The sequence below is a fragment of the Streptomyces griseus genome, assembly GCF_001715295.1.
GTDB lineage: Bacteria > Actinomycetota > Actinomycetes > Streptomycetales > Streptomycetaceae > Streptomyces > Streptomyces griseus_G.
The window spans coordinates 107,836-131,676 of record NZ_MDKB01000005.1 but is presented as its reverse complement, the minus strand read 5'-3'; the positions used below and the strand labels follow the sequence as shown (position 1 = coordinate 131,676).

Annotated in this window: 21 protein-coding genes; 9 read left to right on the top strand and 12 right to left on the bottom strand. The window is 74.6% G+C overall.

What is annotated here, in order from left to right; translation table 11 throughout:
- The first annotated feature begins 39 nt into the window (after positions 1-39).
- The 4 genes from BA175_RS25460 to BA175_RS25445 all read left to right on the top strand — a co-directional run bounded on the left by BA175_RS25460 (position 40) and on the right by BA175_RS25445 (position 3,844).
- Positions 40-771 (top strand): glycosyltransferase family 2 protein, encoded by a 732-nt coding sequence (locus BA175_RS25460; RefSeq protein WP_069174259.1) that lies wholly within the window; start codon positions 40-42, stop codon positions 769-771.
- The gene (locus BA175_RS25455; protein ID WP_254667985.1) at positions 768-1,427 is read left to right on the top strand and encodes a TIGR04282 family arsenosugar biosynthesis glycosyltransferase; all 660 of its coding nucleotides are present in this window, start codon (positions 768-770) and stop codon (positions 1,425-1,427) included. Before BA175_RS25460 ends, BA175_RS25455 begins: the two co-directional genes overlap by 4 nt.
- Complete coding sequence (locus BA175_RS25450; protein ID WP_069173860.1) at positions 1,424-2,200, top strand: class I SAM-dependent methyltransferase; 777 nt, start codon at positions 1,424-1,426, stop codon at positions 2,198-2,200. Before BA175_RS25455 ends, BA175_RS25450 begins: the two co-directional genes overlap by 4 nt.
- A gap of 222 nt (positions 2,201-2,422) precedes the next feature.
- Positions 2,423-3,844 carry a hypothetical protein gene (locus tag BA175_RS25445; RefSeq protein ID WP_069173859.1) on the top strand — a complete coding sequence of 474 codons (1,422 nt, stop codon included), beginning with the start codon at positions 2,423-2,425 and terminating at the stop codon, positions 3,842-3,844.
- 35 nt (positions 3,845-3,879) lie between these two features.
- Here the strand turns inward: BA175_RS25445 and BA175_RS25440 are convergent, their stop codons facing one another.
- From BA175_RS25440 to BA175_RS25430, 3 genes are all read right to left on the bottom strand, one after another.
- The gene (locus tag BA175_RS25440) at positions 3,880-4,983 is read right to left on the bottom strand and encodes an AI-2E family transporter (RefSeq protein WP_069173858.1); all 1,104 of its coding nucleotides are present in this window, start codon (positions 4,981-4,983) and stop codon (positions 3,880-3,882) included.
- A gap of 414 nt (positions 4,984-5,397) precedes the next feature.
- Entirely contained in the window at positions 5,398-6,588 is a 1,191-nt protein-coding gene (locus BA175_RS25435; RefSeq protein ID WP_069173857.1) for a glycoside hydrolase family 26 protein, read from the bottom strand.
- A 109-nt stretch (positions 6,589-6,697) separates the two neighbouring features.
- Positions 6,698-7,987 carry a cytochrome P450 gene (locus BA175_RS25430; RefSeq protein ID WP_069173856.1) on the bottom strand — a complete coding sequence of 430 codons (1,290 nt, stop codon included), beginning with the start codon at positions 7,985-7,987 and terminating at the stop codon, positions 6,698-6,700.
- Between the two features lie 193 nt (positions 7,988-8,180).
- On the opposite strand from BA175_RS25430, the gene BA175_RS25425 reads away from it, so the two are divergent.
- Positions 8,181-8,648 carry a tyrosinase family oxidase copper chaperone gene (locus BA175_RS25425; protein WP_069173855.1) on the top strand — a complete coding sequence of 156 codons (468 nt, stop codon included), beginning with the start codon at positions 8,181-8,183 and terminating at the stop codon, positions 8,646-8,648.
- A 17-nt stretch (positions 8,649-8,665) separates the two neighbouring features.
- Complete coding sequence (locus BA175_RS25420; protein WP_069173854.1) at positions 8,666-9,526, top strand: tyrosinase family protein; 861 nt, start codon at positions 8,666-8,668, stop codon at positions 9,524-9,526.
- Positions 9,527-9,626: 100 nt separating this feature from the next.
- Here the strand turns inward: BA175_RS25420 and BA175_RS25415 are convergent, their stop codons facing one another.
- The 9 genes from BA175_RS25415 to BA175_RS25375 all read right to left on the bottom strand — a co-directional run bounded on the left by BA175_RS25415 (position 9,627) and on the right by BA175_RS25375 (position 19,498).
- The gene (locus BA175_RS25415) at positions 9,627-9,908 is read right to left on the bottom strand and encodes a chaplin (protein WP_069173853.1); all 282 of its coding nucleotides are present in this window, start codon (positions 9,906-9,908) and stop codon (positions 9,627-9,629) included.
- A gap of 147 nt (positions 9,909-10,055) precedes the next feature.
- Positions 10,056-11,225, bottom strand: a complete 1,170-nt coding sequence (locus BA175_RS25410; protein WP_069173852.1) for a GNAT family N-acetyltransferase — start codon at positions 11,223-11,225, stop codon at positions 10,056-10,058.
- Positions 11,222-11,899 carry a YveK family protein gene (locus BA175_RS25405; RefSeq protein ID WP_069173851.1) on the bottom strand — a complete coding sequence of 226 codons (678 nt, stop codon included), beginning with the start codon at positions 11,897-11,899 and terminating at the stop codon, positions 11,222-11,224. The genes BA175_RS25410 and BA175_RS25405 overlap by 4 nt, the downstream gene beginning before the upstream one ends.
- Positions 11,896-13,041, bottom strand: a complete 1,146-nt coding sequence (locus tag BA175_RS25400) for a glycosyltransferase (RefSeq protein WP_069173850.1) — start codon at positions 13,039-13,041, stop codon at positions 11,896-11,898. Before BA175_RS25400 ends, BA175_RS25405 begins: the two co-directional genes overlap by 4 nt.
- Positions 13,038-13,811 carry a polysaccharide deacetylase family protein gene (locus BA175_RS25395; RefSeq protein ID WP_069173849.1) on the bottom strand — a complete coding sequence of 258 codons (774 nt, stop codon included), beginning with the start codon at positions 13,809-13,811 and terminating at the stop codon, positions 13,038-13,040. The genes BA175_RS25400 and BA175_RS25395 overlap by 4 nt, the downstream gene beginning before the upstream one ends.
- On the bottom strand, positions 13,801-15,429 hold the full coding sequence (locus BA175_RS25390) for a lipid II flippase MurJ (protein ID WP_069173848.1): 1,629 nt from the start codon (positions 15,427-15,429) through the stop codon (positions 13,801-13,803). The genes BA175_RS25395 and BA175_RS25390 overlap by 11 nt, the downstream gene beginning before the upstream one ends.
- Positions 15,426-16,823, bottom strand: coding sequence for an O-antigen ligase family protein (locus BA175_RS25385; protein ID WP_254667984.1), 1,398 nt, complete (start codon positions 16,821-16,823; stop codon positions 15,426-15,428). The genes BA175_RS25390 and BA175_RS25385 overlap by 4 nt, the downstream gene beginning before the upstream one ends.
- Positions 16,824-16,826: 3 nt before the next feature.
- Positions 16,827-18,311 (bottom strand): sugar transferase, encoded by a 1,485-nt coding sequence (locus BA175_RS25380; RefSeq protein ID WP_069173847.1) that lies wholly within the window; start codon positions 18,309-18,311, stop codon positions 16,827-16,829.
- On the bottom strand, positions 18,308-19,498 hold the full coding sequence (locus tag BA175_RS25375) for a glycosyltransferase family 4 protein (RefSeq protein ID WP_069173846.1): 1,191 nt from the start codon (positions 19,496-19,498) through the stop codon (positions 18,308-18,310). The genes BA175_RS25380 and BA175_RS25375 overlap by 4 nt, the downstream gene beginning before the upstream one ends.
- A gap of 743 nt (positions 19,499-20,241) precedes the next feature.
- Here BA175_RS25375 and pgm point away from each other — a divergent pair.
- The 3 genes from pgm (at position 20,242) to BA175_RS25360 (ending at position 23,789) form a co-directional block, all read left to right on the top strand.
- A complete protein-coding gene (gene pgm, locus BA175_RS25370; protein ID WP_069173845.1) occupies positions 20,242-21,888 on the top strand; it encodes a phosphoglucomutase (alpha-D-glucose-1,6-bisphosphate-dependent) in 1,647 nt (548 codons plus the stop codon).
- Between the two features lie 486 nt (positions 21,889-22,374).
- Positions 22,375-22,872 (top strand): SHOCT domain-containing protein, encoded by a 498-nt coding sequence (locus BA175_RS25365; protein ID WP_069173844.1) that lies wholly within the window; start codon positions 22,375-22,377, stop codon positions 22,870-22,872.
- 119 nt (positions 22,873-22,991) lie between these two features.
- Positions 22,992-23,789, top strand: a complete 798-nt coding sequence (locus BA175_RS25360) for a tyrosine-protein phosphatase (protein ID WP_069173843.1) — start codon at positions 22,992-22,994, stop codon at positions 23,787-23,789.
- The last annotated feature ends 52 nt before the right edge of the window (positions 23,790-23,841 follow it).

Here is a 23,841-nt window from a genome sequence, read left to right as displayed (position 1 = left end):
AGCCCGAAATGCCCGTTTGTGCTCCGTAGGGTGAACCGTGTGACCGACTTCTCACCGGCTGTTCCCCATGTCCCCGTCCACGCCGACGTCGTCCTGCCCTGTCTCGACGAGGCAGCCGCCCTGCCCCAGGTGCTGGCCCGCGTCCCGGACGGCTGGCGTGCCATCGTCGTCGACAACGGCTCCACCGACGGGTCGGCGGAGCTCGCGCGCTCGCTCGGGGCGACCGTGGTGCACGAACCGCGGCGCGGTTTCGGCGCCGCCTGCCACGCGGGACTGCTCGCCGCCGAGACGGAGTACGTCTGTTTCTGCGACTGCGACGGCTCCCTCGACCCGGCTCTGCTGCCCGGCCTCGTCCGCCGTGTCGCGGCGGGGGAGAGCGACCTGCTCCTCGGCCGCCGCCGCCCCGAGGGCCGCGGTGCCTGGCCGCCGCACGCCCGCGCGGGCAACATCGCCCTCGCCCGGATGCTCCGCGCCCGCACCGGCCTGCGGCTGCACGACCTCGGGCCGATGCGGGCCGCGCGCCGGGACATGCTGCTCGCCCTGGACCTCACCGACCGCCGCAGCGGATACCCGCTGCAGATGGTGGTCCGCGCCTCCGACGCCGGACTGCGCGTCACCGAGACCGATGTGCCGTACCGCCCGCGTACCGGGAAATCCAAGGTCACCGGCACCTGGCGGGGCACCTGGCACGCGGTGCGCGACATGCGGGCCGTGCTGCGGCAGCCGCCGCAGCGGCCGGCGGGCACCGCCCCGTCGCGGGCCGCCCGGTGAGCGGCGCCCCGGCCACCGGGCCGACGACGCTGCTCGTCATCGCCAAGGAACCGGTGCCCGGCCGGGTCAAGACCCGGCTCACACCGCCCTTCCGCCCGGACGAGGCCGCCGAGATCGCCGCCGCCGCCCTCGAGGACACCCTGCGGACCGTGCTCACCCTGCCCGCCCGGCGCCGCGTCGTCGTCCTGGACGGGCGGCCCGGACCGTGGCTGCCGCCGGGCATCGAGGTGCGTCCGCAGTGCGAAGGCACCCTCGACGAACGCATCGCGGTGGCACTCGGATCCTGCGCCGGCCCCGCTCTGCTCATCGGCATGGACACCCCTCAGCTCTCCGCCGCCCATCTGGCGCCCGCGCTCGCCCCGGGCGCCTGGGAGGACGGCGGCGCCTGGTTCGGACCCGCCGAGGACGGCGGCTTCTGGGCCCTCGGCATGGCTGTGCCGGACCCCGCTCTCGTACGCGGTGTCCCGATGTCCCTCCCGCGGACGGGCCGCCTCCAGAGGGCGCGTCTGACCGATGCCGGGCTCACCGTGCGCGACCTCCCTCCGCTGCGCGACGTGGACACCGCGCTCGACGCGGCCGAGGTGGCGGCGGAGGCGCCGTACGGCCGGTTCGCGGCGACCTTGGCCCGGCTGACCCCTCAAAAGGCGGTCCGATGAGCACGACACTCCCGCCCCCGGGCCCCGGCGTCCCCTCCTGGACCGGCGACCCGTACGCCGACGCGCTGCGCAACGGCCGCGGCCCGCTCTTCCTGCGCCGCACCGACGGCCGGTTGCTGCCGCTGGACGTCGAACGCTGGTGCGCGGGTGCCGACGCCGCGGATCTGTCGGCCCTGCGCCGCTGCGAAGGACCGGTCATCGACATAGGATGCGGCCCCGGCCGGCTCGTCGCGGCACTCGCCGCCCGCGGACACCGCGCCCTGGGCATCGACGTCAGTCAGGCGGCCGTCGAGCACACCCAGCGGTCGGGCGGTTCCGCGCTGCGCCGCAGCGTCTTCGAACCGCTGCCCGGAGAGGGCCGCTGGGGCACCGCCCTGCTCATCGACGGCAACATCGGCATCGGCGGCGACCCCAGGGCCCTGCTCCGCCGGACCGCCGCCCTGCTGGCCCCGGGCGGCCTGCTCGTGGTCGAGACCGCGCCGCAGGACGTCGACGAGCGGGTCCGGGTCCAGCTCGACGACGGCCGCGGCCCGGCCCCCGGCCACTTCCCCTGGGCCCGGGTCGGCGCCCCCGCGCTGCTCCGGTACGCGCGGGCGAGCGGCTGGCGGCCCGCCGGTCGGTGGGAGGCGGACGGCCGCCCCTTCGTGGCCCTGCGCCGGGCCCGCTCGGACCCCGCCACGAGCCGGAGCGCCGACGCGGCCAAGAGCGGCGCCGTGATCGGCAGCCGGTCGCCGAGGAACCTGTCGGGCGACCTCCCGCTCGCCGGCTCGTAGCGCTCCGGCCCCGCGATGGGGGTGGAATCGCACCCGCGGGAGCCGGCCGGACGGGCAGGCCGGCACCCGCGCCGCTCCAACCGGTCCCGAGCGCCGCACCGGGCCCGTCCGCAGGGCCGTCACGGCGCTCGGTCCGGAGTGCCACATCGCCGGATCTGACGGTTGTGTGACGCGCCTGCGTCGCACCGCCCGCCGCGCCTTCCGTGTGCGTAGCGTGCCCGCGTGACGACGGAGCAGCGCAGCGAACGCACCCGACCGGGCGGGCAGTCCGGTCCCGCGGCCCCCAGCCGACCGATGGCCCCCCGGGGACGGCGCCCGGACCTGGCCGCCGCCGCGGGAGGCGTCCTGCTCGTGGCCGTGGCCGTTCTCGCCGGGTGGATGATCGAGAACGCGAACGGCAGCCTGCGGGTGCGCTGGCCTCCTCTCCTGGCCACCTGGGACCCGCACCTCGGCCCCGGCACCCCGGCCGCGGTGGCCGTGGCTGCCGCCGTGATCGCCTACGGGCCCGCGCTCGCCGACCGGCTCCCCTGGCGGCGCCTGCTGCTCACCGGCTGGGCGGCGTCCCTCGCCTGGATCTTCTCCCTGGCGATGGCCGACGGCTGGCACCGGGGCATCGCGCGCAGGCTGACCACCGAGCACGAGTACCTCCGCGCGATCGACCGCTTCGACGACATCGGGGCCGCCCTGCGCGGCTTCACCGACCACATCGTCATCGGGCCGCCCGGCAACTGGCCGACCCACGTCGCCGGGCATCCGCCGGGCGCCACGCTCACCTTCGTCGGCCTCGACCGGGCCGGGCTGGCGGGCGGCGCCTGGGCAGGTGTCTGGTGCATCGTGCTCGGCGGGTCCGCGGCGGTCGCCGTCCTGATCACCCTGCGCGCGCTGACGGACGAAGGCCTCGCGCGCCGCGCCGCGCCCTTCCTCGTCCTCGCCCCCCTCGCCGTGTGGACCGGCACCTCGGCCGACGGTTACTTCGCCGCCGTCGCGGCGTGGTCCGTCGCCCTGCTGGCCCTCGCCGCGACCCGCAGGACACGGTTCCCGGCAGCCGCCGCGCTCGGTTCCGGCCTGCTGTTCGGGGTGACCTGCTACCTCAGCTACGGTCTGACGCTCATCGCCGTACCCCTGCTCGCGGTCCTCGTCCTCGCCCGGACGGCCCGCCCGGTCCCGGCCCTCCTCCTCGGCGCGCTGGTGGCCCCCGCGGCCTTCACCCTGGCGGGCTTCGACTGGTGGGAGGGGTACCGGCAGCTGGTGGAACGCTACTACCAGGGGGCGGGCGGGGTCCGCCCGTACTCCTACTGGATCTGGGCGAACCTCGCGTGCACCACCCTCGCCGTGGGCCTCGGCACCGTGGCCGGACTGCGCCGGGCGGGCGCCATCGCCCCCGCGGCCCTGCGCGCGGTGGGCCGGGGCTCCGCCGCCGGTGCGCAGCGGCTGGCGGTCCTCGTCCTGGCCGCCCTCCTGGCCCTCCTGGTCGCCGACCTCTCCGGCATGAGCAAGGCCGAGACGGAACGCATCTGGTTGCCCTTCACGGTCTGGCTCCTGCCCGCCGCAGCGCTCCTGCCCGCCGGGGACCGGAGGGGCTGGCTCGCCGCCCACGCGGTGGTCGCCCTGCTGATCAACCATCTGCTGTGGACGGGGTGGTGAACTGCCGGAACGCCCACGGCGGGACGGCGGATCCGTCAGGACGGTGTGCCGGCCGGCTCCCGGGGCTGCGCCTCACGAGGTTCGGCCAGCTGCTCGCGCAGGTAGTTCCAGACCACGCCGATCAGCGCGGCGACGGGGACGGCGAGCAGGCTGCCCACGATCCCGGCCAGGCTGCCGCCCAGCGTCACGGCCAGCAGGACCACCGCGGCGTGCAGGCCGAGCCCGCGGCTCTGGATCATCGGCTGGAACACGTTCCCCTCGAGCTGCTGCACCGCGACGATGATCGCCAGCACGATCAGGGCGTCCGCCGGGCCGTTGGACACCAGGGCGATGAGGACCGCGACGAAGCCCGCGAACAGGGCACCCACGATCGGCACGAACGCGGCCACGAAGGTCAGCACCGCCAGCGGAAGGACCAGCGGCACCCCCACGATCCACAGGCCGATGCCGATGAGCACGGCGTCGAGCAGGCCGACGTACGCCTGTGAACGCACGAACTCGCCCAGGGTCTCCCAGCCGCGCGCGGCCACGGTCGGGACGTCGGTGGCGAGCCGTCCGGGGAGCTGGCGTCCGAGCCACGGCAGGAACCGGGGACCGTCCTTGAGGAAGAAGAACATCAGGAAGACCGCCAGGACGGCCGTGACCACACCGTCCACCACGGTGCTCACGCCCGAGACGGCGGTGGTCACCAGGCTGCCGGCACTGTCCTGGACGCGGGCGGTCGCGGAGTCGAAGGCGCCGGTGATCTGGTCGTCGCCGATGTTCAGCGGCGGACCGGAGGCCCATTCCCGCAGCCTCTGGATCCCCTCGACCACGCCGTCGGCCAGTTCGCCGGACTGCGAGGCCACCGGCACGGCGATGAGCGCCACCACTCCTGCGGTCACCAGGAGGAACAGCACGGTCACGGCAGAGGCCGCGAGGGCGGGGGACCACCCGTGCCGCCGCAGGTAACGCGTCAGGGGCCAGGTCAGTGTGGTGAGCAGCAGCCCGATCACGAGGGGCCAGACGACCGACCACATGCGGCCCAGTACCCACAGGGCCACCGCGGCCAGGGCGAGGACGAGCAGCGTCTCACCCGATATACGCGCCGAAGCGCGGAGGGCGGCGCGGGTTCTGGCGGTACTCAGCGGAGCAGACATGGGGCCACCCTATGGGCCGTCCTGGTGGCTCCCCGGCCCGGCCCCGGCGAGTCCCGCACCGCCCCGGGCCGTCCGTGCCCGTGGACGACGACCGTGCCGGCGGCGGAGGAGGGGATTCCCCGGCCCCGGGGCCGGTCCGTCGCGTTCCGTCCTCGGCGTCCCCGTCCCGGCGGCGCTCCGCGCGGCCGTCCTCCCGTCGACGCCGAGGACGCGCGCGACGGAGCCGCCCGGTGCCGCGGGCGCGGGCCGCTCCGCGCCGCCGGCCGTCGCGGAGCCGTACGAGGGTCCCCCGCCGGGCCCCGTCGTCCCCGACCGCCCGTTTCGGTGGCCGGAGCCCGTGTCAGGGCCCCGGGGGCCTCCACGGGTGGTCGGGGCGGAACGCTCGCGCACGGGCGGCTGCCCGCAGGCGGTCGTTCACTGCTGGTCGCGCAGGCAGAACTCCCGGTCGGGGAGCCACTGGCCGAACCAGTCGGTCAGCGGCAGGCTGACGCACCACTCGCGCCCGCCGGTGTCCGGGGCGGGAACGGTCGGTGTGGGCTTCTCGGGCTTCGGCGACTCGCTCGGCACCGGCGTGGGCCCGGCCGGATCGGCGGTGCCCGGCTGCCGGGACAGCATCTCGCGGAACACCCGCGAGGACGCGGGGTTCTCGGCGCACTGCCAGACACCGTGCGGGCAGTAGTCCGTGATCGTCTGGTACACCGGCCGGTGCCGCTCGAACCATTCGAGCATGCGGCGCATGTACTCGGGATTGTCCCCGTTGCGGAACAGCCCCCACTCCGGGAAGGAGAGCGGCTTGCCGTGCTCCGCCGCGAAGTCGGCCTGCTTCTGGAGCCCGTACGGCTCGTTCACCTGCTCGTCGAACGTCTTCGCGGGAGGCTGGTCGTAGGAGTCCATACCGATGATGTCGACGACGTCGTCGCCGGGGTAGCACTCGGTCCAGGGGACGGCGTCCCGGCCACGGCTCGGCGCGAAGTCGAAGCGGAACCCCTGACCGGGGACGGACCGCATCGTGGTGACGATGCGGTTCCAGTAGGTCCTCCACGCGACCGGGTCCGGGCCGCAGCGGTGGCTGTACGTGGTGCCGTTCATCTCCCAGCCGAGCACGATCACCGTGTCCGGCACACCCAGCAGCACCAGACGCTCGGCCAGCTTGCGGAAGTGCTCGTCGAACGCCCCGGCGGCGGCCTCGCTCAGCAGGCCGCGCACCTCGTCGTCGGAGAGGTGCTCCTCGTTCCGCTCCATCATCGGTGTGTTGAGGACGAGCATCCGGCTCTCGTCGGCACGGCGCCACGCGGCCCAGGAGGCGAGGAAACCGGGACGGCCCTCGATGTTCTCCCACAGGTCGCCCGGCAGATAGGTGTGACCGACGCGCAGTTCCGTCCCGCCGAGCCAGCGCGACAGCTCCGCCATGCGCCGCACGCCCTTCGGCCCGTAGTCCAGGTAGGCGCCGACGGCGGTCGCGCCCGCCGCCGAGGGAGTGGGGGAGGCACCCTTACCGGCCTGGGTGTCCTGCCCGTCCCGCTCCGCGACGACGATGCCGCCGACGAGGAGGGTGAGCGCGGCCGTTCCGATGCCGAGGTCTCTGAGACGGCGTTTTCCGGGCACGGCTGCTCCTTCGATAACGGCTGCCTCCGACCTGACGACCATAAGGAGAAACATGCGCCGACGGGCCCCGCGAACGCGTGTCAGTAGACCATTGGCGAGAGCCGGAGAATCACTCCACGCCATTCGGGTGAGAATCACCGACGGCCAGAGAAAGAGACCGGACGCGGTTGTCGAAATTCGAATCCACGAGACGCGGTTCTCCCACCGCACGAATATCGCCCGGCCGTGAGAGAAGTTCCCGGAAGAGCGCTTTCATCTCGAGTCCGGCCAGATGCGCCCCCAGGCAGTGGTGCGGTCCGCCCCCGCCGTAACCGAGATGCGGATTGGGGGAGCGGGTGATGTCGAAGACGTCGGGGTCGGCGAAGACCGAACCGTCCCGGTTCGCGGAGGCGTACAGAAGGACGACCTTCTCGCCGGGCAGGAAGGTCCGGCCGCCGAGTGCCCGCTCGGCGACGACCGTCCGGCGGAACTGGATGATGGGGGTCGAGTGCCGGACGATCTCGTCGACCGCCCCGTCCGCGTACCGCTCGAAGTCGGATGCCAGAAGGGCCCGCTGCCCGGGGTGCGCGGTCAGCAGGGCCATCCCGTGGGCGATCGCGTTCCGCGTGGTCTCCACTCCCGCCACGAGCAGGAGCGAGAAGAACGCGCCGAGCCCGCGGGCGGACAGGGCACGCCCGTCGACGTCCGCACGTACGAGCGCCGAGATCACGTCGTCCGCGGGGGCGCGGCGCCGCTCGCGGGCGATGCCCGCCATCACCAGCTGCATGCGGGCCAGGGACCGCAGGCCCCGCCCGGGCACCCGCAGCCGGGCGAGCCCCCTGCGCTGCACGCCGACGTACTCCGACGCGTGGTCGATCAGGCCGGCGATCCCCGCCCGGTGACGCTCCGGAATACCCATCAGGTCGCAGATGACCTCGAACGGCATACGGGCGGCGGCCGACCGCATGAAGTCATCGGGGCGCTCGGCGACCACCTCGTCCACCAGCCGTGCGGCGACGGCGGCGATGTTCTCCTCGGCGGCGGCGAGCAGCCGCGGGGTGAAGGCCCGGGAGATGGTCCTGCGCAGACCGGCGTGTTCCGCGCCGTCCATGTTGACCATCGAGTTGCCGAACACGGCCTTGGCCCAGCGGGCCGGCTCCGGGGTGGTGACGCCGGGAGCGCTGGCGAAGACCTGCGGCTGCCGGCTGGCCGCCTTCACGTCCTCGTACCTGACCAGCGCGTGGAACGGGGTGCGCGACCCCGTGCGCGGGGTGAACCGGACGGGTGCGTCCAGCTCCCGCAACCGGGCGAAAGCGGCCAGCCGCTCGGGCCGGGGCAGCCGCCAGAACGCGGGGTCGGCCAGATCGATGTCATCCGGGGCGCGCGTGCGGCCCGTGGGCACCCGTGTCGGCGCGTTCATAGCTCAACCTCCAGGAGTTCGGACGGTCCATGCTCGCCCGGCGCGTGCGGCTGGGCGGGCGACGCGGCCGCGGCGGCCGGCACATTCCCACGGTCGCGCGCCAGGCGCGGGACGAGAACTGTTCGCGCGCCGTCTCGTTGCCCACCCCGAGAAGGAATAAATCCGGCAGAGCGGACGAGAGGCAGGGACACATATGGAACGGACCACCGGTAGGGGCGAGGAAGCCGGCCGCCGCCGGCCGGCCCGCCGCGCGGTGCTCCGCGCGGCCTTCACCACGGCCGTCGTCGCCGGTACGGGCGGCGCACTCACCCCCGTACTCCTCGGGAACCCGGGAGCCCCCGCCCGCCCGGAACGCAACTTCGTGGGCCCCGAACGCTTCTCCGAGGTCTACCGGGGCCGCGACATCCGGGGCACGGCCGGCGCCGTGGTCGCGGCGGCCGGTGCGCCGCACCCCGGGGAGGCCGGCGCCGTGGCGGCCGCCCCGGGCATCGACGTCCGCATCGACGGCAGGCCACTTCACGTCATGAGGCGCGCCGACGGGAGCTACCTCAGCGTGGTCAACCACTACGAGTCCTTCCCCACGCTCCTCGAGACGGCCAGGGCCGCGGTCGACGAGATCGGCACCGCCCGGCTGTCCGCAGCCTCCCCGCACACCATCTGACCGAAGGGCGAGCACGGGTGTACAGCCGCAAGAACCAGCAAAACCTCACACGTTCGGAGAAGAAGCGCCTCGTCGACGCGATCCTGGCGCTCAAGCGGTCGGGACGCTACGACGACTTCGTCACGCTGCACCGGCAGTACTACGTCACCGACGCCGAGAGCCGGCCACGGCCCGCCCACATGACCCCCTCCTTCTTCCCCTGGCACCGCAGGTACCTGCTGGAGTTCGAGAAGGCGTTGCGGGCCGTCGATCCCGGCGTTTCCATCCCCTATTGGGACTGGACGCGGGACAACACCCCGGCCGCCTCCCTCTGGGCGGACGACTTCCTCGGCGGGAACGGCCGGCCGGGCGATCGGCAGGTCATGACGGGCCCCTTCGCCTACCGGCAGGGCAACTGGCGTATCGGCGGGGGCCTCACCGACGACCGCTTCCTGCGGCGGAACTTCGGCCGGCCCTCCGCGCCGGTCACCCTGCCGGGCAGGGCGGAGGTGGACCGCGCGCTCGCCGACCCGCTCTACGACGCCGCCCCCTGGAACAGCGTCAGCACCACCGGCTTCCGCAACAGGATGGAGGGCTGGGGGATCCGGGGCTCGCGCGGAGTCGCCAACCACAACCAGGTGCACCGCTGGATCGGCGGGTCGATGGCCGGCGCCGCATCACCCGACGATCCCGTCTTCTGGCTGCACCACGCGTACCTGGACCTGCTCTGGACGCGCTGGCAGGAGGCGCACCCGCGCTCCCGCTACCTGCCGGGCCGGGCGCTCCCCGACGGTGACCCGCAGCGGGGCCGCGTCTTCGCGCTCGACGAGCCGATGCCGCCCTGGGACGTGGCACCCTCACAGCTCATGGACCACAGCCGTCTCTACCGGTACGTCTGAGCGCCACCGTCGGACCGGAAGGGGCCCGGGAACGGGCGGGGCCTCCCCCCTGCGCCGCAGCGGAGAGGGGAGGCCCGGTGGGCGGGACCCGTTACGGGACTCAGTGGCCGTAGGCGTAGTCGCCCTCGTCCTCGTGGGTCTCCGACACGTTGGCGCAGGTGTTGCCGAACGCCGGGTTGAGCAGGGCGATCACGTTCACCGTGTTGCCGCAGACGTTGACCGGGATGTGCACGGGCACCTGGACGGCGTTGCCCGAGAGGACACCGGGGGAGTGAGCGGCGACGGCCCCCGCCCCGGCGTCGGCGGAAGCCAGGCCGGCACCGCCGGCGAGCAGGGCGCCGGTACCCGCCACGACAGCGGCCACCTTCGTGATGCGCGACATTCAGTTCTCCTTGTGAGGGTCGAGACCGGCCGCGGGAGGTGCGGCCGGCATGCTCTGACAACGCGAAAATCGACAGACGGTAACGGATCGGTCCAAAAGTAGTGATCCTGCGTCATCCCGGTCGATCCACCGGAGTGACCACGGCCGTCACCGACGGCCGATCCCCCGCAGCACGGCCGCGGGAAGAGCTCCCAGCCGGCCGTGCCGGTCCCGCGCCGCGGGGAACCTCGTCCTGACGGTCTCCGCCGCCCGGTCACGCACCGCCACCTGGGACTCGCGCAGCCGCAGCAGCGGCTCCAGGGCCGGACGGGCCATCAGCAGCCGCTGGTTGACGACCGGCACGGGCTCCCAGTGGTTCTTGTACTGCTCCGACCCGCGCAGCAGGCTCAGCACGCCACCGGGGCCGGTGTCCGCGGCCTGCCGGGCCACCTCGCGCAGGAGCATGGACGACACCTCGACCTTCTTCTCCCGCAGCGCCGGATCGGCGCCGTACAGGTAACAGCCGGTCAGCCGCCCGGTGGTGAGAGCCAGATCGGCGGCCACCACGTCCCCGCCGAGCAGGAACTCCCTGACCGAGGCCTGGCCGTCGCGCACCATCCGGCGGGTGGCGCGCACCAGGTGGGCGGAGAAGCGGGGCCGCAGGTGCTCGGCGTTCACGCCTCGCCCCCGCCACTGGAGTTCGTGGAGCCGCAGCAGCGTGCCGATGGCGTCCGCGACTCGGTGCTCGGGCGCCGTCCGGCACTCGATCCCCAGCGCGTCGACCTTGCGCAGCCTGGCCCGCGCCCGCTGCGCCCGCGAGCCCGGCATCCGGCCGATGAGGGTGCCGATCGGCTCGGCGGGCAACTCCATGCAGGCCGAGTCGGTGAGCCTGCCACGGGCACCGGACCAGAGGGCGAACAGCCGCTGGGCGGAGGCGTCCGGCCGCACCTCGCGCAGGTCGATGACCGTGTGCACGGCGGCCCGGTCCAGCCCGCGCTCCAGGGCGGCGACGGCGTCGCGCGCGTCCTCCCCGTCCACCAGGATGTCGAAGAAGTCGGAGATCGCCCCGCCCAGGGGCACCAGCAGCGGCATCGGGCGGTGCACGAGCATCAGGGCGGCCGCGCCGATCAGCCGTTCCCCGCGACGCGCCAGGACGACCCGCAGTCTGCCCGGGGTCCCGTAGGACAGCCACCACGAGTGCAGCCAGGCATGGCTCTGGAACGGGGTGGAGGTGGGGCAGCGGCGGTGGAGGGCGTCCCACTCCCCGGCCAGCCCGGCGAACTCCGCTGTGTCCCGGCAGAGGGTGACGGTGAGCCGGCCGCGGCGGGCGGAGGTCATCGTACGAGCTCCCGTTCCTCGGCGCGGGCGGCCGGGCCGGCCTGCGCGGGGGCCGGTACCTGCGCCGCGGCGCCGCGGCGGCCCGGTCGGGGGCGCACGAGGAGGAGCAGTCCGCCGGCCAGCCCGCCCGCGCTCGCGCCGACGGCCGTGCCGAGCGGAACGGACGGGGACACCGGACCGGCCGGCGGCACGGCGTGGGAGAACCTGATGAGCTTGACCCCCGTGTCCTTGGCGACGTGCCCGCTGCTCACCACCATCGCCTCGGTGACCGCGTTGGCGATGTCCGCCGCCCGGCGCGGATCGGACGACGTACCGGTCACCGCGATCATGGGGGAGTCGGGGGAGGTCTCCGACCGTACGTGGGTGCGCAGTTCGCCGACCGGCTCCCCGGCGGCCCCCCGCGCGTAGGAGAGCGTCGCGTCACTCGTGGCCAGCCGGCCGTACGACTGCGCGTACCCCAGGGCCGCCGCCGGATCGGTGCCCTTGCCGGCGGTCACGACGGCGTAGCCGGTGGACGCGTACACGGGTTCGGCGGCCAGCCCGTAGCCCAGCCCGCATGCCGCTCCGAGCAGGACACAGGCGGGCAGGGGCCACCAACGGGGCCGGAGGGATACGCGGCGGAGCCCGCGGAACCGTCCGCGGGCGGCCGGCTTCTGCTCGGGCGACTCGGTCATGGGTGTGTTCTCCCGGTCGAGGGGGCGGAGTCGAGGGCGTGTGCGTAGACGTCCATGAGGCGTCGGCTGCTGGACGTGATGGCGTAGTGGTCCACCGCCGGCGGCGGTGGCAGTCTGCGGGGACGGCTCACCGTCAGGTGGCGCAGCGCGGCCGTCAGTTCGCGGGTGAGGCCGGCGCCGGACTCCTGGCGCCCGATCCGGACGGTCCCGGGTGCCTGCCCGGCCGGCAGGTCGTCCACGGCGGGGCAGGGGCCGTGGACCACGGGCAGGCCGGCGGCCAGGGCCTCGACGACCGCGAGCCCGAAGGACTCCTCACGGGAGGTGGAGACGAAGGCGTCCATGGCGCAGAGCAGCCCGGGGACGCCGTACGGCCCGTCCCCGGTGCCGCACTCGCCGAGGAGACGGACCCGGCCCGTCACGCCCAGCCGGGCGGCGAACTCGCGCAGCGGCCCGGCCTGCGGGCCGTCCCCCGCGAGCACCAGCCAGGCGTCCGGGAGGGCGGCCACGGCACGGACCAGTACGTCGAAGCGTTTGCCGGGCACGAGCCGGCCCACGCCCCCCACCACGAAGGCGTCGCCGGGAACGCGCAAGGCGGCCCGGGTCGCGCGCCGCCGGTCCGGGTCGAAACGGAAAGCGGCCGCGTCGATCCCGTTCGGCACCGTGTGGATGCGCGCGGCCGGCACCCCCCAGTCGCGCAGCCGGCCCGCGACGGTGGGGGAGACGGCCACCGTCGCCGCCCCGAACCGCTCGGTGCGCAGATAGAGGGCCCGGGTGCCGCGGGTGAGGGGCCGGCCCTCGATCTCCGCCCGGCCCAGCGAGTGCTCCGTCGCGACGGCGGGCGTCCCGGCGATCCGTGCCGCGACCCGGCCGTAGACGCAGGCCCGGTACAGATGGGTGTGCACGAGGTCGTACCCCCCGCGCCGGATCAGCCGGGCCAGTCTGGGCACGGCGGTCAGGTCACGGTTGCCGTTCATCGCGAGGTCGCGCACGCTGACGCCGTCGGCGCGCAGTCCGTCGGCGACCGTACCGGGGTTGGTGAGGGTCACCACGTCGCAGCGCACCGGCAGGTGGCGCAGCAGCAGGCGCAACTGCTGCTCGGCCCCGCCGGCCCCGAGGCCGGTGATGACGTGCAGGGCCTTCACCGGCCCTCACCGGTGGGCCGGGGCACGGCGGCGGCACGGTGGCGCAGCCGGTGGCGTACCTCCTTCGCCCGGAGGCGGGCGCCCCGGTCGGCGTGGCTGACGTGGGTACGGGGCAGGGCGAGCGGCCCGAGCAGGGAGCCGGGAGCGAGGGCGCACGCGTACGCGTACCCCGCCTCGCGCACGGACCGCACCACCCGCCGGTCGGCGATGCCGTACGGGTAGCAGAAGCCGGCCGGAACGGTCCCGGTGATGCGGCGGAGCTCCTCGCGGCTGCCGTGCGTCTCGGCGCGCAGCGCGTCCCCGGGCAGGCCTGTCAGGTCCCGGTGCAGCATGCCGTGCGAGCCGACCTCCATGCCCGCGTCGGCGACGGCCCTGATGCCCTCCTCGCCGAGCAGGGGCCTGCGGGGGCCGAGAGGGTCCCAGACGTTGCTGCCGCCCGGCCGGCCGGGGAGGACGAAGACCGTCGCCGTGCACCCGTGGCCGAGCAGGACCGGCAGCGCCTCGTCGAGGAAGTCGGCGTAGCCGTCGTCGAAGGTGAGCCCGACCAGGCCGCGCCGCCCGGCGGCGTCCGCCCGCAGGAGCTCCGCGACGCCCACGCAGGCGAGACCCCGCCGCCGCAGCCAGGTGAGCTGCTCGTCGAGGCGGTCGGCCGAGACGGTGATGCCGTACGGATCGTCCGTCGGATCGCTCACCGAGTGGTAGGTGAGGATCCACGGCCGGGACCGGGAGGTGCGGACCCCGGCGGGGGGTGCGGACGTGTCAGCGGCCATGGGGGGACCTCCGTCGGACGGGAGTGAGCAGATGAACGGCCTCGGGTGCGCCGAGCGCGAGGGAGACGAGAAGGAAGACGGCCGGGACCAGGAGGCAGCCGGCCGCCAGCCCGGCGACCGCACCGGGCACCCAGGAGGCGGCCAGGCAGCCGGCGGACGCGGCCACCGCCGCCGCGACGGCCGGCCTGCCGAGCGAGAGCGCCACGGCCCCCGGCCGCACCGCGACGGCGTGCGACCCCAGCCCCCGGAGCATCAGTACCGCGGTCGTGCTGATGCCCAGGGCGTTGGCCGCCGCGATGCCGTCGACACCGGCCGGGCCGGTCAGGAGCAGCCCCGCCCCGGCCGTGACCACCAGCCCGGCGACCATGGCGCGGAGCGGGTACCAGGTGGGCCTGCCGGCCGAGAAGTACGGCCGGCAGAGCGCCCCGACCAGCGTGTGGCCGAGCAGACCGAGCGCGTAGACGCGCATCACCCCGGCCGTCGCCGCGGTGTCCGCGGCGTCGAAGGCACCGCGCTGGAAGAGGACCTCCACGATCCGGGGCGCGCAGCCGATCACCACCGAGGTGCCCAGCAGCACGATCGTGCCGGCCAGCGCGAGGTCGCGTTCGACCCGGCGGCGGGCCCCCTCCACGTCCCCGGCCGCCATGGCCCGGGCGACGACCGGGAAGGTCACCGTGCAGATCATCATCGACAGCACCATCGGCAGCTGGGCGACCTTCTGCGCGTAGTTCAGGTGGGAGATCGCCCCCTCGGACAGGGACGAGGCGAGGACCCGCTCGACCAGGACCTGGGACTGACGGCTCACCACGAACAGCACCACGGGCGCGAGGACCGTCGCACCGAGCAGCGCAGGGAGGGCCTCCCGCTCCGCCCGCCGTCCCCGCACCCATGTCCGCCCGCGCAGCACCAGCCCCGCGAACGTGGGCAGCTGGGTCAGGATCATCAGCACACTGCCGACCGCGACTCCGGCCGCCGCGGCGCGCACCCCCCACCGGGCGTGCAGCGCGAGTGTCGTGGCGATGATGCCGAGGTTGTACGCGATGTAGACACCGGCCGGCGCCAGGAAACGGCCGTGCGCCCGCAGTGCCGCGCTGAAGTACCCCGTGACGCCGAAGGTGAACACCGTGACCGCCGTCAGCCGCGTGCAGTCCACGGCGAGTGCCGGGTCGTCCAGGCCGGGTGCCAGCACCCCGACGGCCCAGGGCGCGCCCGCCACCAGCAGCGCCCCCGCGCAGGCGAGTGCCGCGCACAGCCGGGGCAGGGTTCGGGCGACGAGGTTCCGGACGGGGTCCGCCCGGTGCCCGCCGGCCGCGCGGAGGGCCAGCGCGTGGCTGAAGGCGGGTACGAGCAGCAGGGCCATCCCGTCCTCGATCAGCAGGGTGGCCGCCATCTCCGGTACGGTCCACGCGATCAGGAACGCGTCGCTCGCACGACTGGCACCGAAGAGCCGGGCGACGGCCTGGTCCCGTACGAGTCCCAGCACCGCCGCGACGACGGTCAGCCCGGCGGCCCCGGCCGCCGCCCGGGCGAGGAACCGTCCGGGCCGGAGCCCGCCACCGGCCGTGGACGCCCCGGTGGCCGGTGTGGGGGCGGCCGTTTCCGTGGTGGTGTCGCTCATGTGGCAGCCGCCCGGTCCGGTACGGCCAGCGCCCACCACGCGGCCAGGCCCAGCACGATGCCGGTGACCACGGTGGAGGGGCCGCCGATGTCCGCGTACAGGAAGTCGACGGTCTGCCAGGTCATCAGGCCGACGGCTGCCGACCCGCAGTCGACGGCCGCGGAACCCCGTGCCCGGGCGCGCACCAGCCGCCGGACCCCGCCCACGAGCAGGGCAGCCCAGGAGCCCAGCAGCGCGGTGAGACCGACGAGACCCTGCTCGCTGAGGACGAGCAGGTACATGTTGTGCGGTGACAGCAGCGGCTGCCTGCGGAAATCCTGTCCCGCCCCCGCCGTGTCGCCGCCGGCGGACAGGCCGATCGACGCGTGTCCGTCCCGGTGCGCGGGGAACCCCTTGAGCCCGACCCCGGCGGCCGGGTGCTCGCGCCACATGCCCGCGGCGGCCGCCCAGAGGGCGTACCGGTCGTTGACCGACCGGTCGGGGGCGCTGGTCACCTCGGTGATGCTGGTGAGCCGCTGGGAGACCATGGCGGAGCCCACCCCGAATCCACCGACGAGCACCACCCCGGCGGCGCCCAGCACGGCCAGCGTGCCTGCCGCCCGGCGGAGACCCGTCAGCAGGATCACAGCGGTGGCGCCCGCCGCCGTCGCGATCCAGGAGCCCCGGCTGAAGGACAGGGCGAGCGGGACGGCCAGCGCGGCGGCGGCCGTGAGGGCGCAGAGCCGCAGCCAGCGCGGCCGGCCCGCCGGTGCACCTGCCGCGCAGGCCGCTGCGGCGAGCAGCCCGTAGCCCACCACCGTGGCCATGCCCATCACGTCGCCGGCGCCGAAGGTGCCCACGGCGCGGACGTCCTCGCCCATGTAGGAGGCACCGGAGCCGGTGGCGTACTGATGGACGCCCACGGCCCCCTGTACGAGCGCGAGCAGCACGAGCGCGCCCGTGATCATCCGGAAGTCCCGGGCGTCCCGGACCAGGAGGAGGACGCAGGCCGGTACGAGGACGAAGACCTGCAGGTAGCGCACGAACCCCGGCAGCGCGGCCACCGGATCACCGGCGGTGACCGTGGCGACGGCCAGGCCCACGGCCGGCAGGCCCAGCACACCCGCCGCAGCGGGCGTCAGCGGACGTACCCGCAGGTACAGCAACCGGCCCAGGCAGACGAGCACCGCCACGCCCGAGAGGAGGTCCGCCGCGGGGACGCCGTACACGGTCACGGCGCCCCCGTCGCCCGACGGCACGGCCAGGAGGAGCACGGTCGCGAGGAGGGGGAGCAACGGCCAGTCACCCCGACTGAACCGGAGCGGGAACGGCCGTCCGGCACGGGGCCCTGGGGCGGGGGCGGGTGGCGACGCGGGGGTGGAGGCCGGAGGACGGGCGGTCAGGGTCTGCGTCACTGTTCAGCTGCCTCCGAGCCGGAACACGGAGCCCGCGGTGCGCGCGAGGACGCACACGTCCTGCCAGAGGGACCACGTCTCGATGTACCGGTTGTCGAAGCGGGCCCGGTCCTCGATCGAGGTGTCACCGCGCAGTCCGTGCACCTGGGCGAGGCCCGTGATACCGACCGGCATCCGGTGCCGGGCCCGGTAGCCGGGGTGCACGCGGCTGAACTGCTTCACGAAGTAGGGGCGTTCGGGCCGGGGGCCGACCAGGCTCATGTCGCCGCGCAGCACGTTCCACAGCTGCGGCAGCTCGTCCAGCGAGGTACGGCGCAGGAACCTGCCCACGCGGCTCATCCGCCGGTCCTCCGACACGTTCCAGCGGGTGGCCGACTCGTGCGCGTCGGCGGGGCGCAGGGTCCGGAACTTCAGCAGGACGAAGAGCCGCCCGTACCGTCCGACGCGCTCCTGCCGGAAGAGGACCCCCGGGCCGTCGCAGAGCCGTACGGCGAGCGCGCACACGGCCATCACGGGACTCGCCGCGATCAGGGCGGCCGTGGCCAGGACCGCGTCCATGGCGCGCTTGGCCCGGTGGGCGGCGGGCCGGTGCGGGCCGTCGTGCAGCGTATGGGCGGCGAAGCCCCACAGGTGGTCCGTCCCGGGCGCGGCCGGGTGGGGGAGTGCGGTCGCCCGGTCGGTGATCAGCCACACCCGGCAACCGTGCTCCACGAACAGCTCGAAGAGCGCGGATCCCTCCGGTTCCGACTCCGGCGGGACCGTGAACACGGCGTGCCGCACGGTGTTCTGGATGACCGCCCGGCCGACGTCCTGCGCCGACGCCAGCACGGGCAGCGCGGACCCGCCGGGCGACGCGGTCCGGGGCCCGGGAGCGTCGCCGGCGCGCACCCGGCCGACCGGCCGCAGCCCGTACTCCGTGTGCTCCTGCAGTACGGCGGTGACCCGGTCGGCGAGCGGACCGTCGCCCACGACCAGGGCGGACTGCGGGTTACGGGCGGCCGACCGCAGGCGCAGCCGGTGCACACCGGCACGGGCGCCGCAGCTCAGGAGGGTCTGAGCACCCACCGCGCAGACCAGGACCCTCCAGCCGGGGTCGTAGGCGGGGTCGTACGCCGCGAGGGCCTCGCCGGCGACGTACCACTGCACCGCCGCCAGACCGCACAGGGCGGGCAGCTCCCCCAGGACGGACGGGGACAGTCCGGTCCGGTACAGGCCGCGGTAGGCGTTCAGCAGCAACTGGCCCGCCGCCTGCGGGAGTACGGCGCCCGCCGGCCACGGCCCGTCGGCCACCAGGGTCAGGGCCAGGACCAGCCCCAGCCCGTCGGCGGCCATCAGGCCCAGGGACGCGGTCCGCCTGTGCCGGGCCGCGACGGCCCGGGACGACGACGCGCGTCCGCTCCCGGCACGTGGGGGACGGATCGCGGACGCCGCACGGCGTACCGCTGTCGCCTGGGCGGGCCGGTGGGCCGGTGCACTCTCCGTCGTCATCGCTCGGTGCACTTCCTCGTCGTGGGGCGGGACGTCAGGGGACGTGACGGGGCGGCGAGTTCCCGGTAGAGGCGCAGAACGGCCCCGGCCGTCCTCGACACGTCGAAGGCCGTGCGGGTGTGCCGCCGCGCGGTGCGGCTCAGCTCCGCGCGCAGGACGGGGTCGGCCAGCAGAGCGGTGAGCGCCGCCGCGAGAGCCCGTGGGTCATGCGGCGGGACCAGGCAGTGCGGGAGATGAGAGGGAGGCAGGCTCTCCCTCGCCCCGGCGACATCGGTCAGCAGGACGGGCGTGCCGCAGGCCATGGCTTCGAGAGGGGCCAGCGCCATGCCCTCCCAGCGTGAAGGCAGCACGACCAGGTCGGCCGCGTGGAGCCACGGCCGCACGTCCCGGCTGAACCCGGCGAACAGCACGCCGGGCGGCGCGGTACGCCGCAGCTCCGCCCCGGACGGCCCGTCACCGACCAGGACGAGCCGTGCGCCGCGCGTACGCGTCAGCCGCCACGCCTCCAGAAGGATGTCCTGGCCCTTCTGCCGGCTCAGGCGCCCCACGCAGACGACCAGCGGAGCGCCCGCCGGGACGCCGGCGAGGGCGGGCAGGGCGGCGCGGGCCGAGGCCGTGGCGCTCCGGTCGCCCGGCCGGAAGCGGTCCAGGTCGATGCCGTTGTGGATCACCGACCAGCGGGCGGTGACGCCGGCCCGCCGCCCGGCCCGGCGCTCGGACTCGCTGACGCACAGGATCCGGTCGCTCCACCGTGCCCCGAAACGCTCCCAGGCCGCCGCCGTGTCGGCGGCCCGCCCCTCCAGGGCCTCGAACGACCAGGCGTGGGGCTGGAACACCGTGGGGACACGGCCGCGCACCGCCAGCCGCCCGGCCAGCCCCGCCTTCGCGCTGTGGGCGTGGATCACCTGGGGTGCGCACGCGCGGACCAGACGCCCCGCCGCGGTGACCTCGCGGCCCAACCGGGCACCGGGGGCGCGCTCCGCCGGCCAGACGCGTACCTCCGCCCCCGCGGCCGCCGCGGCCGGTGCCAGCGAACCTTCCGGCGGGCAGGCCACGACGGGCCGCAGTCCCGCCCGTACCTGCGCCGCCACGAGGTCCGTGACGACACGGGCGACTCCTCCCTCCACCGGCTGGACCAGGTGAAGGACCGTCAGTCCGCTTTCCTCGCTGAAACTTCTCTGCAGCACGCACGGCTCTCTTCTCGCATTCCCCCGAAAGAGCTGGCCCGGATGAGCGCCGGCGGTAAGGAAATGGCGGCGGAGATCAAGTGGACGAAACCGAAATGCACTGTGCCACGGCGGTGAGGCGACTACGCGTACGACTCGCGCATATTTCCCTATGGTGTACCCGCGGGCGGGCCGGGAGAATGCCGCACGTCCGCCCCGTACGTCGGCGTGTCGGACGGCCGGTGAGCTTTTCTGTTCCGGATGGTGCCGCTCAAAAGGAATTGCCGTGCACCGCCGCGCGCATGCGTGCCCGGCCGGCGTCCGGAACCCCGCTCACGCCGCTTTCGAAGCACGCCCTGGACGCATGTGGACGACCGGGCAGCGCGGCGAGGCGCCGTAGCTGCCGTCGCGCGCCCGCCGGGGGTGCGGGACGGCCCACGGCCCCGATCCACCGGGGACGGCGGGACGGGTACCGCGTGCACCGGCAGAGGGGTGCGGCGGCCGGAGACGTCACGGGCGTGCCCGCAGTGGCCTGTCCCGGCTGCCGGTGGCACGCCCCGCACCGGTGGACGTGTCCCGCGTGCTCCGGCCCATCGCGGCGGAGGTCCCGGCGGCACGGCCGGCTGCGGAGTCGGAGTACCGGCGGGAGGGCCCCGGTGCCCGCGCGTGCGGCACGCGCGGCAGTATCGGGTACAACTCGGATGATCGTCCTTCCCGTGACGGTCCGCCGAGGCCGACCGGCCGCCCAAGACAGAGGAGAAGCGATGGTTCACGAACGGGCCGGCAAGCCGGCGCAGCCCGGAGACCTGGTGGACGTGGCACGGCTCGTGACGGCCTACTACACCGTCCACCCCGATCCGGCCGAGCCCGCCCAGCGGGTCGCGTTCGGTACGTCGGGGCACCGTGGCTCGGCCCTGGCGGCAGCCTTCAACGAGGACCACATCGCCGCCACCACGCAGGCCATCTGCGAATACCGTGCCCAGCAGGGTACCGACGGTCCGCTGTTCCTCGGCGCCGACACCCACGCCCTCTCCGAACCGGCCCGGATCACCGCCGTGGAGGTGCTCGCCGCCAACGGTGCCACCGTCCTCATCGACACGGACGACGGCTACACACCCACCCCGGCCGTCTCGCACGCGATCCTGACCCACAACCGGGACCGCACCGGCGGCCTCGCCGACGGCATCGTGGTCACCCCTTCCCACAACCCGCCCGCGGACGGCGGGTTCAAGTACAACCCGCCCCACGGCGGCCCGGCGGGCTCGGACGCCACCTCCTGGATCCAGGACCGCGCCAACGCCCTGATCGAGGGCGGGCTGAAGGACGTCCGCCGGATCCCTTACGCCCGTGCGCTGGCCGCCGGCACCACCGGCCGCCACGACTTCCTGACCGGGTACGTCGACGACCTGCCGTCCGTCCTCGACATGGACGCCGTACGCGACGCGGGAATCCGTATCGGTGCCGACCCGCTGGGCGGTGCCTCGGTCGCCTACTGGGGACGCATCGCCGAACGCCACCGCCTCGACCTCACCGTCGTCAATCCGCTCGCCGATCCCACCTGGCGGTTCATGACGCTGGACTGGGACGGGAAGATCCGCATGGACTGTTCCTCGCCGTACGCCATGGCCTCGCTCATCGAGCAGCGCGACGCGTACACCATCGCCACCGGCAACGACGCCGACGCGGACCGGCACGGCATCGTCACGCCGGACGGCGGTCTGATGAACCCGAACCACTATCTGGCCGTGGCCATCCGCTACCTCTACTCCCACCGCGGGAACTGGCCGTCCGGCACCGGCATCGGCAAGACCCTCGTCTCCTCCTCCATGATCGACCGGGTCGCCGCGGACCTGGGTCGGCACCTGGTCGAGGTCCCGGTGGGCTTCAAGTGGTTCGTCGACGGGCTGTTCGGCGGCACCCTGGGCTTCGGCGGTGAGGAGTCCGCCGGGGCGTCCTTCCTGCGCCGGGACGGGCGGGTCTGGACCACCGACAAGGACGGCATCCTGCTGGCGCTGCTGGCCTCGGAGATCACCGCCGTCACCGGTTCCACCCCCTCCCGGCACTACGGCGAACTGACCGCCCGCTTCGGGGACCCCGCCTACGCCAGGGTCGACGCTCCCGCCACCCGCGAGCAGAAGGCGGTGCTGGCCCGGCTCTCCCCGGACCAGGTCACCGCGGACACCCTGGCGGGCGAGCCCATCACCGCGGTGCTCACCGAGGCACCGGGTAACGGGGCGGCCATCGGCGGGCTCAAGGTCTGCACCGACAACGCCTGGTTCGCGGCCCGCCCCTCCGGCACGGAGGACGTGTACAAGGTGTACGCGGAGAGCTTCCAGGGGGCCGACCACCTCGCGAGGGTGCAGGACGAGGCCCGCGCCCTGGTGTCCGAGGCGCTCGGCGCGGCTGACTGACCGGCCCGGGCACGGTGGGCCCCGGAACACCTGGGGCCCACCGCCGTGTCCGCCCACGGCCGCCGGGACACACCGGGTGGTGCGGCCCGGCCCTCGGCCGTCCACCCGCCCCGTCCGCCCGGCGCGTCGCCCCGGGCCGCTGACCGCCGGCCCTGTCGACCGCGACGGAGCCGGCGAGTTCCGGCACGCCCTCTCGGCACTCTGCCGCGGTCGCCGGTGCGCGCCGGGTGAGCAGCAGGAAGGTGCCGACCGTGTGGGCGACAGGCGTCCCGGACCGGCCCGACCGTCTCCACCGGCACGTCGTAATCCGCCGCCTCCCTCACCACGACGGACTCATGGGGTCCTGTGGCCTTCCCCTCCCCATCGTCCGCGGGGTCCCGCGTCCCGGTGTCGGTATGTCCGCTCAGTCAGCAATGCTCACAGTGCGGCACGGAATGCCCACAGTTATGCTTCTGGCGAGTCGGCACCGCAGGGGAAGGACGCACCATGGCCGTGGGACCCGTGGAGTACCTCGTCATCACCTTTCCCGGTGAGCGGTACGCCGACACGATCGCGCCCCTCCTGGCGGACGCGGTCGCGTCGCAGGCCGTGCGCATCCTCGACCTCGCCTTCGCCCGTGGAGGTGAGGGCGGTGCCCCCGACCCCGTGGACAGGGCCGAGATCGACCCGGACGGGCTCGTGCCCTTCGAACGGCCGGGCGGTGAGGTGGCCGGATGGCCCGCCGTCACGGACATCGGGGCTCTTGCGCACCTGCCGGGGGGCACCGTCGCCGCGCTGATCGCGTGGGAGGACCGCTGGCCGGTCGCCCTCACCCGAGTGGCCCGGACGGCGGGCGGAGAGCTCGTGGCGCATGAGGTCGTCCCACCCCCCGAGGGACAGGACGATGTCATCACGCTGCTCGAGCGGCTGGCGGAGCTCAGGAAGCAGGACATTCTGACCGACGCCGAGTTCGCGGAGCACAAGGCGAGGATCCTCGCCGACTGAGACCCGCCCTCAGGCTCCCCGACCGGTCTCCCGCCCCCCGCCTGTCGATGCTCATGCCCCACGCCCCATGCGACGTTGATTCTGACCTGTGCAGTGTGTCGGGAAAGAGGCATTCCATCGTGCAAACCGCCCGGGCCGTCCCGGCCGCTACCGTCGTCAACCTGCGCGATCTCGGTGGTATCGCCCTCGGGTGCGACCGCCGCCTGCGTCAGGGTCTTCTTCTCCGCTCGGGTCAGCTCAGCGACTTCGACGCGGAGCACGACATGGCGGTTGCCGCACTCGGTATCCGTACGGTCGTCGACCTCCGCACGGCCGACGAACGCCGTTGGTCCCCCGACCGGTTGCCGCCGGGTGCCAGGCTCTTCGTCGCCGACGTCCTCGGCGACCATCCGGTGCTCGGGCCCGCCCGGTTGCGGGCATTGCTCTGCGACCCGGACGGAGCGGCGGCCGCGCTCGGCGGCGGGCGTGCCGAAGTCCTGTTCACCCGGACCTACCGGCAGATGGTCCTCTCGCCGGGAGCCGCCGCCGCCTACCGCGCCTTTCTCGAGACGGCCGCGGACCCGCGGGCGAGGCCACTGCTCTTCCACTGTGCGTCGGGGAAGGGCCGCACCGGCTGGGCCACGGCGCTCCTGCTGCTGATGGCGGGCGCCTCGCGCGAGGTCGTGCAGGCCGAGTTCCTGGCCGTGAACAGGGCGATCCGGGCCGCCTTCGCGCCGGTGGTGCGGCGCTTCGTCGAGGCGGGCGGTGACCCGGACGTCGCCGCGGCGCTCATCGAGGTCCGGCCCCGGTACCTCGACGCGGCCCTGGACGCCATGGACGAACGCTGGGGCGGACTCGACGGCTACCTGCGCGACGGACTGCGCGTTCCCCCGGCCGTGACCGAGCGGCTGCGCGCGGACCTGGTGGCACCGGCCTGACGGCCCGGTGGCCGGCCCCACGCGTCCGCCCGCCCCGCCCGACGGCTGCGCC

Excerpts from the sequence above, each read along its gene's own strand:
- BA175_RS25450 (WP_069173860.1), top strand. The coding sequence starts at position 1,424 with ATGAGCACGACACTCCCGCCCCCGGGCCCCGGCGTCCCCTCCTGGACC.
- BA175_RS25440 (WP_069173858.1), bottom strand. The coding sequence starts at position 4,983 with ATGTCTGCTCCGCTGAGTACCGCCAGAACCCGCGCCGCCCTCCGCGCT.
- BA175_RS25430 (WP_069173856.1), bottom strand. The coding sequence starts at position 7,987 with ATGAACGCGCCGACACGGGTGCCCACGGGCCGCACGCGCGCCCCGGAT.
- BA175_RS25425 (WP_069173855.1), top strand. The coding sequence starts at position 8,181 with ATGGAACGGACCACCGGTAGGGGCGAGGAAGCCGGCCGCCGCCGGCCG.
- BA175_RS25415 (WP_069173853.1), bottom strand. The coding sequence starts at position 9,908 with ATGTCGCGCATCACGAAGGTGGCCGCTGTCGTGGCGGGTACCGGCGCC.
- BA175_RS25410 (WP_069173852.1), bottom strand. The coding sequence starts at position 11,225 with ATGACCTCCGCCCGCCGCGGCCGGCTCACCGTCACCCTCTGCCGGGAC.
- BA175_RS25405 (WP_069173851.1), bottom strand. The coding sequence starts at position 11,899 with ATGACCGAGTCGCCCGAGCAGAAGCCGGCCGCCCGCGGACGGTTCCGC.
- BA175_RS25395 (WP_069173849.1), bottom strand. The coding sequence starts at position 13,811 with ATGGCCGCTGACACGTCCGCACCCCCCGCCGGGGTCCGCACCTCCCGG.
- BA175_RS25390 (WP_069173848.1), bottom strand. The coding sequence starts at position 15,429 with ATGAGCGACACCACCACGGAAACGGCCGCCCCCACACCGGCCACCGGG.
- BA175_RS25380 (WP_069173847.1), bottom strand. The coding sequence starts at position 18,311 with ATGACGACGGAGAGTGCACCGGCCCACCGGCCCGCCCAGGCGACAGCG.
- pgm (WP_069173845.1), top strand. The coding sequence starts at position 20,242 with ATGGTTCACGAACGGGCCGGCAAGCCGGCGCAGCCCGGAGACCTGGTG.
- BA175_RS25365 (WP_069173844.1), top strand. The coding sequence starts at position 22,375 with ATGGCCGTGGGACCCGTGGAGTACCTCGTCATCACCTTTCCCGGTGAG.